The 12,778-nt window shown below is 47.9% G+C and carries 11 protein-coding genes and 1 pseudogene; 1 reads left to right on the top strand and 11 read right to left on the bottom strand.

Annotated elements, in window-relative coordinates:
• Positions 1-303 precede the first annotated feature (303 nt).
• The 6 genes and pseudogenes from WIH05_RS06205 to WIH05_RS06180 form a co-directional block, all read right to left on the bottom strand.
• Positions 304-1,203, bottom strand: coding sequence for a DUF3881 family protein (locus tag WIH05_RS06205; protein ID WP_215653404.1), 900 nt, complete (start codon positions 1,201-1,203; stop codon positions 304-306).
• Positions 1,204-1,442: 239 nt separating this feature from the next.
• A pseudogene (locus WIH05_RS06200) lies at positions 1,443-1,949 on the bottom strand (DUF4446 family protein); the annotation flags it as partial.
• Positions 1,950-1,993: 44 nt separating this feature from the next.
• Positions 1,994-2,980, bottom strand: coding sequence for a ParB/RepB/Spo0J family partition protein (locus WIH05_RS06195; RefSeq protein ID WP_215653405.1), 987 nt, complete (start codon positions 2,978-2,980; stop codon positions 1,994-1,996).
• Positions 2,980-3,750 carry an AAA family ATPase gene (locus WIH05_RS06190; protein WP_022272816.1) on the bottom strand — a complete coding sequence of 257 codons (771 nt, stop codon included), beginning with the start codon at positions 3,748-3,750 and terminating at the stop codon, positions 2,980-2,982. Before WIH05_RS06190 ends, WIH05_RS06195 begins: the two co-directional genes overlap by 1 nt.
• Before the next feature lie 989 nt (positions 3,751-4,739).
• A complete protein-coding gene (locus WIH05_RS06185) occupies positions 4,740-4,895 on the bottom strand; it encodes a hypothetical protein (protein WP_337425134.1) in 156 nt (51 codons plus the stop codon).
• Between the two features lie 94 nt (positions 4,896-4,989).
• Positions 4,990-5,748: a methyltransferase domain-containing protein gene (locus WIH05_RS06180; RefSeq protein WP_215653407.1), complete on the bottom strand. Its 759-nt coding sequence runs from the start codon at positions 5,746-5,748 to the stop codon at positions 4,990-4,992.
• A gap of 538 nt (positions 5,749-6,286) precedes the next feature.
• On the opposite strand from WIH05_RS06180, the gene WIH05_RS06175 reads away from it, so the two are divergent.
• Complete coding sequence (locus WIH05_RS06175; RefSeq protein WP_337425133.1) at positions 6,287-7,237, top strand: alpha/beta fold hydrolase; 951 nt, start codon at positions 6,287-6,289, stop codon at positions 7,235-7,237.
• A 191-nt stretch (positions 7,238-7,428) separates the two neighbouring features.
• On the opposite strand, the gene rsmG is transcribed toward WIH05_RS06175, so the two are convergent.
• From rsmG to WIH05_RS06150, 5 genes are all read right to left on the bottom strand, one after another.
• The gene (gene rsmG / locus WIH05_RS06170) at positions 7,429-8,157 is read right to left on the bottom strand and encodes a 16S rRNA (guanine(527)-N(7))-methyltransferase RsmG (protein ID WP_337425132.1); all 729 of its coding nucleotides are present in this window, start codon (positions 8,155-8,157) and stop codon (positions 7,429-7,431) included.
• A gap of 1 nt (position 8,158) precedes the next feature.
• Positions 8,159-10,060 (bottom strand): tRNA uridine-5-carboxymethylaminomethyl(34) synthesis enzyme MnmG, encoded by a 1,902-nt coding sequence (mnmG, locus tag WIH05_RS06165; protein WP_337425131.1) that lies wholly within the window; start codon positions 10,058-10,060, stop codon positions 8,159-8,161.
• A 22-nt stretch (positions 10,061-10,082) separates the two neighbouring features.
• On the bottom strand, positions 10,083-11,459 hold the full coding sequence (gene mnmE, locus WIH05_RS06160) for a tRNA uridine-5-carboxymethylaminomethyl(34) synthesis GTPase MnmE (protein ID WP_337425135.1): 1,377 nt from the start codon (positions 11,457-11,459) through the stop codon (positions 10,083-10,085).
• A gap of 103 nt (positions 11,460-11,562) precedes the next feature.
• Complete coding sequence (gene jag / locus WIH05_RS06155; RefSeq protein ID WP_022272200.1) at positions 11,563-12,246, bottom strand: RNA-binding cell elongation regulator Jag/EloR; 684 nt, start codon at positions 12,244-12,246, stop codon at positions 11,563-11,565.
• Positions 12,247-12,258: 12 nt separating this feature from the next.
• Positions 12,259-12,778: YidC/Oxa1 family membrane protein insertase (locus tag WIH05_RS06150; protein WP_337425130.1), on the bottom strand; the 520-nt coding region annotated here is incomplete at its 5' end.

Here is a 12,778-nt window from a genome sequence, read left to right as displayed (position 1 = left end):
CAAGGATGGAGCGATCCGCCTCCCAGGACTTTGATGACCTGATTATTAGGAGGCGAACGCTCTATCCTACTGAGCTACGGAGACAATATTCAGATGAGCAATGAGTTTTCCTGTCCAAATCATCCATTCAACTCAACACTCTTCATATTATTTTATCAAACCCATCAAGGAATGTCAAGCAAAACGCCAGCAAAAATCATCCAAAAATCGAAATCAAAACTCAAACAACTCAAAGCCAAAAGATCCAAACCTTCCAGCTCCTCCTAAACTCCAATCCTTCCCAACTCTGGGCATAACCTCTATCTAGTTCCCTGTACGCCCAAGTTCCTGGAAATTAAGAATCCCCTGCATCCAGATCTGTCCCTTGAACCTCCGTCCCACGGCCGGCTCTCCCAGAAGATCCTTGCCGTTGATGCAGATAACAAAATTCAGGTCGCTGCACTCCAGATTCAGCCAGTATATTTCTTCATTTGTATATTTATTCTTAATTTTCCGGATTTCTTTAATTTCTCCAATGACAGAGTACTGATCGCATTCAATCCCGCATGGCATAAAGCAGGAATCAATGATGGAATACAGGTCCTCCTTCATGGCACGGCGGGAGATCTTAGAATACAGGTCGATATCCTCAATGGTCAGCGTTTCCATGGCGTCCTCGTCGCCATTTTTCGCCGCCTCAATCAGATTATTCCTGTTTTTAGCCGCCACCTTTGCCATCTGGATCTGCTTCTGGGTCTTTTTGATGGGAAGAAGGATCTTCCCGCCAGTGGAAAATCCAGCCAGGCTGATGGAGCGGATCTTAAAGGCCTCTCCCTTTTTCAGTACCTTCTCCCTGTAATCCAGGAAGTTCTGTACGTAGAAGATCAGTGAGATCCCCACACAGGATTCGTCCACCATACCGGCATACGTTTCCTTTTCCACATGTCTCTGGACCGAACATTCTGCTGTGGAACTTTCCTGGGCACATTCCACATAGGGAAAGTAAAACTCCCTTTCAAAGTCTCCTTCCTCGTTCAGCTCACCTACAATGGAAAGCCCGATGCCGGGGGCGATCTCCGTCCGCATCTCGCAAACGTTGGTCTCCTCATCGATCTGAACACATTTTGTCACTGATGGCTGTGTCTCCAGCAGATCCAGAAGCTTTTCAATATCCTTTTTCTTCTGGTACATGCTGAAGCCAGCCGCACGCAAGAATTTATGCATATAGATTAATATTCCCCTTCATTCCTTTCGGGCTCCACGCCATCCATGTCTTCCATGTCCATGATCTCGTCCATATCCGCCCCGATGGCCTCCCGCTGCTGTCTCCTCAGTTTCTTCATCCGCTCGCTCTTATTTCTCTCACTTCCGGAAATCTCAATGGACTGTTCTCCAGAGCCGGAATACACGTCTTCTGTCTTTTCTCTCCGTCCTCTTTTTCCGTCCCCATCTGAGATAGACGGACGTTTCACGTAACCCAGAGCCTGCTCCAGGGCCTCCTGCTCTTCACTTCCCAGAAGTACCTCTGTGGCCCCTTCCTCCACCTCTTTCAGATAGATGTAGCAGCCCTCCCGGCTGTGTACCACATCCAGGACAAAGCCGGTGTTATTTCCGTCCAGCATGGCGATGACAAAGCTGAGATTCCCGCCCATTCCCTTAAAGGCATTATATTTGACAAATCCAAATTTCTGGAATGAATCCTTTACCTGCTTGGACAGCCGTTTCATAGCGTCCTTGCTGGCCCGGTCCCTGGACTGGCTCTCCTTTAATTCCTCCAGGATATCCTCCAGCGTATCCTCCAGCGTTTCTGCATCCTTTCCACGCATGAAAAGATCATAACGCCGGTACAGCTTATTCATTTTAACAATACAGACGATCACGGCGATCAGTAAAACCACCGATAGTACGGAAAATCCCACGATCAGAAGCATCGGATCGATGGGAAGATGATACAATAGACTATTTTCCATATATTTTCTGTCTTCTGTCCTTCCTTATTTACAGAATTTAATTTTTATTGCCTGGCTATGGACTCCATCATCTCGATCAACCGTTCCAGTTCCTCCTGGGAGTAATACTCGATCTCGATCCTGCCCTTATTTTTATCCTTCCTGTTGATAAGAACCTTAGTGCCCATAATGGACTTCAGCTTGTCCTCGATCTGCCGGTAGATCAGATTGATGTCCGGCCCCGTTTCCGCTTCTTTCTTTGGCTTCTCCGGGCGGTTTAAGAGTTTCACCAGTTTCTCCACGTCGCGGACGCTTAATCTTTCCTCTACGATTTTCTGGGCAGTCTGGAACTGGCGTTCCCCATTTTCCAGTCCCAGAAGGGCACGGGCGTGGCCGCTGGAGATTTTTTCATCGATCAGAAGCTGCTGTACCCTGTCATCCAGCTTCAGAAGACGCATACTGTTGGTAACCGTGGCTCTGTTTTTTGAAACGCGGGCCGCGATCTCCTCCTGAGTCAGATGGAATTCCTGGATCAGCCGCTGATACGCCTGCGCTTCCTCGATAGGGTTCAGATCAGCGCGCTGTACATTTTCGATCAGTGCGATCTCCATGGTCTTCTGCTTATCATATTCACGGATCATCACAGGGACCTCGGTAAGTCCGGCCAGCTTGGCCGCTCTCCACCGGCGCTCCCCGGCTATGATCTCATAATGACTGTCCTTTTTCTGGACGATCAGCGGCTGAAGCACTCCATACGTCTTAATGGAATCTGCCAGCTCCTGAAGCGCAGCCTCATCAAAATTTTTACGGGGCTGTGTCCCATTGGGTTCGATCAATGATACCTTTAATTTCTGCTCCACTGGCTTTTCTACGATCTTTTCAACAATGATCTTTTCTGCTTTTTTCCCGTTTCCGGTGCCAGAGGATGTTTTTCCCTTTTCTTTTTTCTCCGCAGCCGAAGGCTTTTCTTCCTTTACAGCTGTATTTTCTTCCAACGTGACTTCTTCACCAAACAGGGCTCCCAGGCCTTTTCCCAATCCCCTTTTCGCCATTATACCTCTTCTCCTCTGCTTATGACTTCCGCGGCCAGAAGCCTGTAATTTTCTGCACCAGTGGACCGGCTGTCATACATATTGATGGGCATGCCATAACTGGGGGCCTCCGCCAGACGGACGTTTCTTGGAATGATCGTTTTATAAATATTCTCATTCAGATGTTCTTTTACATTTTCCACTACTTCCAGTGAAAGATTGGTTCTGGAATCATACATGGTGAAGACCACGCCTTCCACTTCCAGCTCCGGATTCAGTTTTTTCTGTACCAGATTCACAGTCTTTAAAACCTGGTTCAGGCCCTCCAGGGCGTAATATTCACACTGGATCGGGATCAGCGCCGTATTGGCAGCCGTCAGAGCATTGATCGTCAGCAGGCTTAAAGAAGGCGGGCAATCAATGATGATAAAATCATAGTTATCTTTTACCAGATTCAGATTTTCCTTCAGGATATTCTCCTTATCCTTCATATCCAGAAGCTCGATCTCTGCTCCCGAAAGATCCACATCAGATGGCATCACATCCAGGCGCTCCTGCACGCTGGGCATGATACAGTCCCCCACCTGGCACTCTCCCATAAGCAGTTCATACACCGTATTATCAATATTTCCTTTTTCCAGTCCCAACCCACTGGTGGCATTGCCCTGAGGATCGAAATCCACAGTCAGCACCCTCTGCCCCGCTTCTGCAAGGCAGGCCGAAAGATTGATCGCCGTAGTCGTTTTTCCAACTCCGCCCTTCTGATTTGTGATCGCTATAATACGTCCCATATATCTCAAGTATCCTTTCCACAGACCAAAAACGCATTCTGCTTTTTATCCAGTTCACACTCATTTCATCCACTGAACTGTTACATGGACTTAAGTATAACACATTTCATTTCATTTTCCTATGGTTTCATAAGAGAAAAATGTGGATGTTTCACGTGGAACATCCTACATTTTCTACAATGATGTTTTTTCTTGTATTTTCTTCTGTCTTCCAGGCTGCACAAGAAAGAAGCCCGATTGCGGGCTTCTCCGCCTGCGGCGGGCCGCTTCTGCGGCATAATTTCCTTCCGCCGCATGGCGATCCCCGCGGATCATTTTTTATGTCATAGGACGCACTTTCCTATGGCATAAAAAGCTGATTTCCGGAGAAAAGATCGGAAATCTGTACAGGGCAACCTCAAAAATGCTCCTTAATCTTATGCTTATCCAAAATCATGTATACAAAAAATCCTCTTCTCACTGAAAAATAGCGTTTTTATAGTGAGCATGGAACGTATTTGTGAAAACTTTTGAAAATCTCGTGAGCACATTATGCGGAATAAGCCGGCGTCAGAAAGAACAAAATCCCACTATCCCCAATATAAAAATTGTTTCCATGAAATTCTTCCTTATTCTTCTATCTAAATTTTTACCTCAATTTAAGTTTCTGATCTCTGTTTTCCTCACCCATGCTTCTCTTTTTGGCTTTACACAATTCCCCTCCCCTGCGTCTGGACTCCAATATTTGTATATTTCGGGGACTATCTTCTTTGTGACAACCTCCCAAAATTTTTGTTCTTAAAGTTTCCCTCTGTTTCCCATAATTCAAACCTTAATTCATATCCACAGTTCCATATTTTCACATCACTCTGATCTTCCAATAATCGTATCTCCTGATAACCTCATTTTCCACTTTCATTGTTTGACCACAAGAATGTTTCACGTGAAACGCTCTGCTTTCCATTCTCACTTCTCCTATATATCTATTATCCGATGTTCCACGTGAAACACTACCTGTTATATACTTCTCTGTTATATACTTCTCTGTTATATATTTCGCTGTTATATTCTCCTCCGTCTTTTCCCTCAAAAATACCCTTTAAATGCGAATATTTCAAAGCAAGCTGCTGTCTGTCTAGGTTATCCATTTCCACAAAAACTGCCATTCTTGTCTTTTGCAGAAGGAAAAATTATTGCTTATCGGAATTGATCACAAGCCCTTAAGCAAATTTAAGCCGTTTTTTATACTTCTTAATATCATTAAATCGGCTTTTTCGCCAAATACATCACATACGTGTCAAAAAATATAACCTTTCCTCCAGCTTCGTTTACTGCACATTTAAGACCATCATAAAACTTGCTCTTATACGGTTCAGAAAGTACAATATGGTCGCAATGCGTTCCGCAAAAGGCAATGTATTCATCTGTTGTAAATTCTCGCTTGCCATGATATTCACGTTTTTCAAAATCTACATATCCGTAATTTACAGCGTTTGAATAAACAAACGAACCCTGTTTATATTCTATATTAGGCTTAAAATAAGCTGAATAAACTTGCTGGATTTTATTGTAAAGCTCTTCATTCGGCGTTTTATAGTCCGCTTTCGTCAAAAGCATTGCAAGTACCCCTCCAGGATTTAACAAATCGAACGTTTTCTGAAAGGCTATATCCTCTGGAATCCATTGTATGGTTGCTGCAGAATAAATCATATCAAATCTCTGATCTCCAAAATCGTGTATGATAAAGTCAGCGTTAACAATATCAAAGTTTGCAAACTTTCCGTATTTTCTTTTCATCATATCAGCCAAATTCCCGCCAAGTTCAATCGCGTAATAATCGCATCCAGTATTTAAAATTGGTTCTGTAGCCTGACCTGTTCCTGGACCAAGTTCCAATATTTTTTTGCCTGGTTTGATATCGGCATAGGAAACCAGCTCCGCAAACAACTTCTCACTATATCGGGGCCTATACTTATCAAATTGTTCTGGAATTGTATCAAATACTTTTCTAAACTCCATGACTTTCTCCTTTACACACTTTAGATTCTCAATCTTGCTCAACACACACATTATATCACATATATGATTTTTGATTTTATTCCTGCTCTCTAAGTAACAACCGAACGAGATCGACGAGTGCTTTCGCCCTCAAATAGTATGGCTTTTCTTATATCTGCCCGTATCGTTTTATATCTCTATGGGAGATCCGAGCACCATTTTGAGACCAAAGAATCAAAAATAATAGCAATTTTCCGCACCTGACTCCCTTAAAAATTCAGTATTTGCAAGGAATTTCACAGGTCAATACTTTTTGACGGCACAAATTCTAATACTATTTTTTATATCCGTCTCTCCCCCCCCCACCATCCGAAACCCATCCAATGTTTCACGTGAAACACAAATGTAAAAACATGACCCAATGTTCCACGTGAAACATGAAACACGATCCAGTATTTTCCATAGCCATGTTTTTTCACAATCCTATTGTCATGCCCTGCTGCCTATATTATAATAAGAAAAAGGATCCACAGACTTTCGATTCAGGAGGTTCAATACTATGAAATCTAAAAATAAGATCATCACAGCAGTTCTTCTGGCTGTGGGAGCTGCCACTGGTACCGCTCTGGTCAATAAATACATTAAGGTATCTGCCACATCCAAGAAGCTGCTGAGCCACCCGGAGCCCTCCATCTATAAATGGCGTCTCGGTGATATTTATTATACAAAAACTGGTACCGGAAAACCCCTTCTTCTGATCCATGATCTGACCCATGCATCCAGCGGCTGTGAGTGGGACAACCTGATCCCATTCTTAAAGGATAATTATACGATCTACACCATCGACCTTCTGGGCTGCGGAAGATCAGAAAAACCCAATCTGACCTATACAAACTTTCTTTATGTACAGCTTTTAAATGACTTTATTAAATCTGAGATCGGACGCCGTACCAATGTGATCGCCACCGGAAGTTCCTCTTCCCTGGTGACCATGGCCTGCAGCTATAATCCGGACTTATTTGAACAACTGATGTTCATTAATCCGGAAAGCTTTACCTCCTGCTCGCAGATCCCGGGAAGATCGGCAAAGCTTTATAAATTCCTCATTGATCTTCCCATTGCGGGTACTCTTCTGTACCACATTGCGTCGGCCAGAAAGCACATGGAAGAGGCATTTTCCTCCTGCTATTTCTATAATTCCTTTGATGTGACGCCATTTTATGTGGATAAATATATGGAATCCGCCCACCTGGGAGACTCACCCAAGTCCGTTTATTCCAGCGTGATCTGCAATTATACCAAATGCCGGATCAGTCCGGCCCTGGAGAAGATCGACAACAGTATTTACATTCTTGGCGGCGGAGAGGAACTTGACATCGACCAGATCATCCAGGAATATACACTTTGCAATCCGGCCATCGAAGCATCCAAAATTCCTGAGACCAAACATCTGCCCCATCTGGAAAAGCCCCAGGAAGTTTATAAACTCGTCAATATGTTCTTTCATTAGGACCGCCCGCTTATAAACGTATAAACGGTCTTCTAAAAAATAATTCCCGGAAACTGCGGCCAATTTCCGGGAACATGACTGATTTCCGAAAGCCGCTGCCGCAGCTCGCAAACGCGTATTCTGACACACAGAAAAAGCCGCCAGAAAGGATCGGAACATCTCATGTTCCAGGTCCGTCTCTGGCGGTTTTTTTATTTCAGCGGCTCCTTTCCAGGCATCCCCGCCTTGCGGGGATATTTTTTCGGAGTCACATTTATTTTATCAATAGGCACAAAGGTCCGATCCACGTCTGTCCCGGGAAGTACAAGGGTCTTCGTCTCTCTCATAGAGCCTCCCAGCTTCTTTACAGCGCTCTCAGCCTCTCTGGCCTCCTCTTCCACCTTTCCGGATTTATAAGGAAGGAATTCTCCTCCTGCCTTCACAAAGGGAAGACAATATTCCGACAAGGTGGAGAGATTCGCAACTGCTCTGGATACACAAAGATCAAACTGTTCCCTATACTCTTTGTTCCGTCCAAAGTCCTCTGCCCTTCCATGGACCGCCGTGATCCCCGTCAGTCCCAGCTCCTGGATCACGGTATTTAAAAAGCCCACCCGTTTGTTCAGAGAATCCAGAAGCGTGATCTGAAGCTGTGGAAATGCGATCTTTAAGGGGATTCCGGGAAATCCGGCTCCGGTCCCCACGTCGATACAGGAATGCGCCTCTGTACGGATCCCATCGAACACATTTACCACCAGGAGACTATCCACAAAATGCTTTGTGACCACCTCCGGCATTTCTGTAATGGCCGTCAGATTCATCACCTGGTTCCATTCCGTTAAAAGCTGAAAATATTTAAAAAACTGCTCCTTCTGCTTCTCTGTGAGAACGATTCCCAGTTCTCCACAGCCAGCATCCAGAAGTCTTGTAAACTCTTCCATCCTATCTCCTTCCTGCCTGCTCTAAATACACCATGAGGACCGAGATATCTGCCGGAGACACGCCGGAGATCCGGGACGCCTGGCCGATGTTCAAAGGCTGATAAAGGTTCAGCTTCTGCACAGCCTCATTCCGGAGGCTTTTCACAGTGGAGTAATCAAAATCCACCGGCAGCTTACGGCTCTCCAGCTTCTTAAACTGTGTCACCTGCTGCATCTGACGCCGGATGTATCCCGCGTATTTAAGATTTATGTCAACCTGTTCGCAGACATCCCAGGGGAGACTGGGCCGCTCCGGATCCAGCTCCTTTAATGCCTCGTATCCCAGCTCCGGCCGCCGGATCAGCTCTGCAAGGGTCGTGCCGGATTTTAGCAATGTACTGTTGTGCCGTGTTAAAAAGTCCTGTACCTGCTCTCCGGCTCCCACAGTCCTCTTTTCCAGACGCTCCATTTCCTTCTGTATAGCCTCTTCCTTCCAGAGAACGTACTGATACTGCTCCTCGCTCACAAGTCCGATCTCATGACCGATCTTCCTCAGCCGCAGGTCCGCGTTGTCCTGACGCAGGAGCAGCCGGTATTCGGCCCTGGAGGTCATCATCCGGTACGGCTCATGGTTTTCTTTGGTCACCAGATCGTCGATCAGCACGCCGATATACGCCTGGGAGCGGTCTAAGATCACAGGCTCCTTTCCCTGCAGCTTCCTGGCGGCGTTGACACCGGCCATAAAGCCCTGGACAGCCGCCTCCTCATAGCCGGAGCTGCCGTTGAACTGGCCGCCGGAAAACAGGCCGCTGATGGCCTTAAATTCCAGGGATGCGTCTAACTGTCTGGGATTGATACAGTCGTATTCAATGGCGTAGGCGTTCCTTACGATCTTCACGTTCTCCAGCCCCGGCACCGTCCGGTACATGGCGTACTGGACGTCCTCGGGCAGGGAACTGGACATGCCGCCCAGATACATTTCATTGGTGTACAGTCCCTCCGGCTCCACAAAGACCTGATGGCGCTCCTTATCGGGGAATTTTACCACCTTATCCTCAATGGACGGACAGTACCTGGGGCCAGTCCCCTCGATGGCCCCGGAAAACAGTGGGGAACGGTCCAGATTTTCCCGGATGATCTCATGGGTCTTTTCGTTGGTATACGTAAGCCAGCAGGAGACCTGCTCTCTCTGCACCGTCTCCGGATCCGTGGAGAAGGAAAACGGAACGACCCGTTTATCTCCAAACTGCTCCTCCATCTTTGAAAAGTCGATGGAACGGCGGTCAGCCCGGGCCGGAGTCCCCGTCTTAAACCGGTACATCTCGATCCCATGCTCCTTCAGAGAATCCGTCAGATGGTTGGCCGCCTGAAGGCCGTTGGGCCCGGTAGGATTGCTCACGTCCCCGTACACACATCTGGCTCCCAGATACACACCGGTGGCCAGCACCACAGCCCGGCAGTGGTACACAGCGCCCGACAGGGCCTTCACCCCTGTGATCCGCTTTTTCTCTCCGCCCTCTTCTGCCGGTTCAGTTAAAATTTCCGATATTTCCGCCTGCCGGATGGTCAGATGGTCCGTATTCTCCAGAACACGCCGCATCTCACTGGTATAATCCTGTTTATCGGCCTGGGCCCGCAGAGAATGGACCGCCGGCCCCTTGGATTCATTTAACATTTTTGACTGGATAAATGTCTTATCGATATTTTTTCCCATCTCGCCGCCCAGAGCGTCCAGCTCCCTCACCAGATGGCCCTTGGAGCTGCCGCCGATGTTGGGGTTGCAGGGCATGAGAGCGATACTGTCCACGCTGACCGTGAACATAATGGTCTCAAATCCCAGTCTGGCTGCCGCCAGCGCCGCCTCACATCCGGCATGTCCGGCTCCTACGACGGCAATGTCATAGCTTTCCTCTAAAAAAGGCATAGACTTCCTCTTTTCTAACTCTCTATTTTCCCATACAGAACTTGCTGAAGATCTCGTTGACCAGATCGTCCTCCACCGCTTCTCCCACAATGAGCCCCAGCTTTTCGTAGGCATTCATCAGATCGATGGAAAAGAAGTCCTCGGGCATTCCGCTTTCGATGCTGTTTTCCACCATGCGGATGCTGTCATAGGCTTCCCGCAGGGCCTCCGCATGGCGCACATTGGTGATCAGGATCTGATCGTTGAAGTCGATCTCCCCCTCGTAAAACAGGGACTTGATCTCCTCCTCCAACTGGTCGATCCCCGTCTCCTCCTTGGCTGAAATGGAGATCACCCGGTGTCCCGATTTTTCTGCGATCTCCTCCAGAGATACCACCGGCTCCAGATCGCTCTTATTTAAAAGGACCACAGCCTTCCGCTCCCGGATCAGCTCCATGATCTGAAGGTCGTTTTCATCCAGTTCCCTGGATCCGTCCACCACATAAATAATAAGATCCGCGTCCCTGGCTGCCTCCATGGCCCGCTCCACGCCAATTTTTTCCACCACGTCGCTGGTGGAACGGATCCCGGCCGTGTCCACCACGTTGAGGCTGATCCCCTGGAGATAAATATGCTCCTCCAGGATATCCCGGGTTGTCCCGGCTATATCCGTCACAATGGCCCGGTCCTCTCCTACTAAAACGTTCATCAGAGAAGATTTTCCCGCGTTGGGCTTTCCCAGGATCACGGTCCGGATCCCTTCCGATACCACGCGTCCATTGGCTGATGACCGGATCAGCCTGGACAGCTCCGGCTCCATTTTCTGGACTCCGATGAGCAGTCTTTCCCCATAGCCATCCAGAGAAATATGCTCCGGATCATCCAGAGCTGATTCAATAAAGGCGATCTCATACAGGATCTTTTCCCGTAATTCCCTGATCTTTTTTGAAACGCTCCCCCGGAGCTGGCCCACCGAGGATTTCAGCGCATACTCATTTTTCGCGTTGATCACGTCGATGACGGCTTCCGCCTGGGACAGGTCGATCCTTCCATTTAAAAACGCCCGTTTTGTAAATTCACCGGGTTCTGCCAGCCTGGCGCCTGCCTTTAATACAGTTTCCAGGATCCGCCGTGTCACCAGCATGCCTCCATGGCAGTCGATCTCCACCGTATCCTCTGCTGTAAAGCTCCTTGGCCCCCGCATCAGCATCACCAGGACCTCGTCCACCACCTGGTCCCCGTCATAAATATATCCGTAATGGATCGTATGGCTGGGAGATCCCTCCAGCGTCTCCTGTTTTCCTTTTTCCTTAAAGATCCGGTCGGCAACCGCCACGGCCTCCTGGCCGCTGATCCGCACAATGCCGATGCCGGAATTTCCCATGGCTGTGGCAATGGCCGCAATGGTATCCGTATGAATCATACTCTTCTCCTGTTCCAGGGCATTTTTCCTCAATTATCGTCCTTTATAATAGCACAAAGGGGCTGCCCCAGGCAACCCCTTCTGATTTTCTTATATGCTTTTACTCTTCCGGATTTCTGCTGCGGTCCGGTCTGGGCCGTCTTTCCCTGCGCTCTTCCCTTTTTAAGGAGATCACCACATGGCGGAACGGCTCTTCGCCCTCGCTTCTTGTGAACACATATTTATCGTTCTGTAAGGCGGAATGGATGATCCGTCTCTCATAAGGATTCATGGGCTCCAGAGCGACAGAACGCTTCGTTCTTTTTACCTTATAGGCAATATTCTTCGCCAGGGTCTCCAGGGTCTCCTTCCTTCTGGCCCGGTAATTTTCCGTATCCAGCTTTACCCGTAAATACTCGTCGGTCTTTTTATTGACCACAAGACTTACCAGGTACTGTAAGGAATCCAGGGTCTGTCCCCGCTTTCCAATGAGGATCCCCATTTCGCCGCCGGTAAGATTTACCTCCAGCTCCTTTTCCTCCTCATTGAGCTTCGTCTCCACATCAACGGAAATGCCCATGGCGTCAAAAACGGAATTTAAGAACTCGACTGCTTTATCATCGACGGTTTCTATTTTTTTCGCACGGATGATCGCCGGCCGGGAGCCGAAAAGTCCGCCCAGCACACCTGCGCTTCCCTTTTCAACCACCTCATACTGAAGTCTGTCGCTGCTGACGCCCAGCTGCACCGATGCCTGGGTGATGGCATCTTCCACAGTCTTTGCCGTTACTGTAATCATTTCCATAACAGAATCCCCCTATTTGTTCTTTCCACGCTTTTCATGTGCTTCGTTATACTTCTGGACCATGGCCGCCTTGGCTGCAAGGCTGCCCGGCTTCGCAGTCTCATTGTAAAAACGCTTGGATTCCTCGATCTGCTTTGCAGTCTTTTCCCGGCGGATCTCCTCCGCAGCCTTTTCCCTTTCCTCCTCTTCCTTAATGGATTTTAAGGAAGCGGTAGCATTCTGGGTGATCTTTGCCGGAGGAAGTCCCTGCTTGGCACGTTTCTTATTCACCTTTTCCAGATTCTTCTTCACCATCTCGTCGATGTCGATCTTATCCATATAAGAATTTACAAGAAGCTGCTGGATGATCTGCACAACACTGGTGGCGATCCAGTAAATACCAAGACCGGCCGGCATGGTGATACAGATAAAGGCAGAGAACAAAGGCATGGTGACCATCATCATCTGCATGGACTGGGCTGTCGGGTTATCCGGATCCGGCTTAGGCTGCTGGCCCTGCATCAGCTTTGTACTGAGCCACTGGGTAAGGGCT

Source organism: Alitiscatomonas sp. (genome assembly GCF_037242085.1).
Taxonomy (GTDB): domain Bacteria; phylum Bacillota; class Clostridia; order Lachnospirales; family Lachnospiraceae; genus Alitiscatomonas; species Alitiscatomonas aceti.
This window is presented reverse-complemented; position numbering and strand designations above follow the sequence as displayed.